Here is a 1,228-nt window from a genome sequence, read left to right on the forward strand (position 1 = left end):
GGTCTATACCCAGCGACTAAACGCCCTATTAAGACTCGCTTTCGCTACGCCTCCCCTATTCGGTTAAGCTTGCCACTGAATATAAGTCGCTGACCCATTATACAAAAGGTACGCAGTCACCTAACAAGTAGGCTCCCACTGCTTGTACGCATACGGTTTCAGGATCTATTTCACTCCCCTCTCCGGGGTTCTTTTCGCCTTTCCCTCACGGTACTGGTTCACTATCGGTCAGTCAGTAGTATTTAGCCTTGGAGGATGGTCCCCCCATATTCAGACAAGGTTTCTCGTGCCCCGTCCTACTCGATTTCATTGCCAGGAGATTTTCGCGTACAGGGCTATCACCCACTATGGCCGCACTTTCCAGAGCGTTCCGCTAATCTCAAGTCAACTTAAGGGCTGGTCCCCGTTCGCTCGCCACTACTAAGGGAATCTCGGTTGATTTCTTTTCCTCAGGGTACTTAGATGTTTCAGTTCCCCTGGTTCGCCTCATGCACCTATGTATTCAGTGCATGATACCTAGGTTATCCTAGGTGGGTTCCCCCATTCAGACATCTCCGGATCACAGTCTGTTTGCCGACTCCCCGAAGCTTTTCGCAGGCTACCACGTCTTTCATCGCCTCTGACTGCCAAGGCATCCACCGTATGCGCTTCTTCACTTGACCATATAACCCCAAGCAATCTGGTTATACTGTGAAGACGACATTCGCCGAAAACTTGCAATTACTCACAAATTTTACCTTAGCCTGTTCACCACCAGTGAAAGTGGTCAACAGTCTATCTTTCTATCACATACCCAAATTTTTAAAGAACGATCTAATCAAAGACTAGACATCAACATTCGAACCAAATGTTCATGTCTAAGCTTCCGATTCAGAAGTGGTGGAGCCAAGCGGGATCGAACCGCTGACCTCCTGCGTGCAAGGCAGGCGCTCTCCCAGCTGAGCTATGGCCCCAGGAAAACTGGTAGGTCTGGGCAGATTTGAACTGCCGACCTCACCCTTATCAGGGGTGCGCTCTAACCAACTGAGCTACAGACCTAAATCTTGATGCGTACCGCAATCAAGCTTGAAGCGTGTGGCTCAAAGCTTGGAGCTACTTCTGTCGTCTTCTTCAATGAATCAAGCAATTCGTGTGGGAGCTTATGGCGCAGCTGAGTCGTCGATTAAGGAGGTGATCCAGCCGCAGGTTCCCCTACGGCTACCTTGTTACGACTTCACCCCAGTCATGA

2 tRNA genes and 2 rRNA genes are annotated in these 1,228 nt (G+C 49.8%); all 4 read right to left on the reverse strand.

Going from position 1 to position 1,228, the window contains the following annotated elements:
- Positions 1 to 662: ribosomal RNA gene (locus TRP66_RS23405) — 23S ribosomal RNA — on the reverse strand; the annotation flags it as partial.
- A gap of 215 nt (positions 663 to 877) precedes the next feature.
- Positions 878 to 953, reverse strand: a tRNA-Ala gene (locus tag TRP66_RS23410).
- 8 nt (positions 954 to 961) lie between these two features.
- Positions 962 to 1,038 (reverse strand) — tRNA-Ile (locus tag TRP66_RS23415).
- A 125-nt stretch (positions 1,039 to 1,163) separates the two neighbouring features.
- Positions 1,164 to 1,228 (reverse strand): 16S ribosomal RNA (locus TRP66_RS23420); the annotation flags it as partial.

It is taken from the genome of Pseudomonas sp. JDS28PS106 (genome assembly GCF_036706555.1).
In the GTDB taxonomy this organism is placed as follows: Bacteria; Pseudomonadota; Gammaproteobacteria; order Pseudomonadales; family Pseudomonadaceae; genus Aquipseudomonas.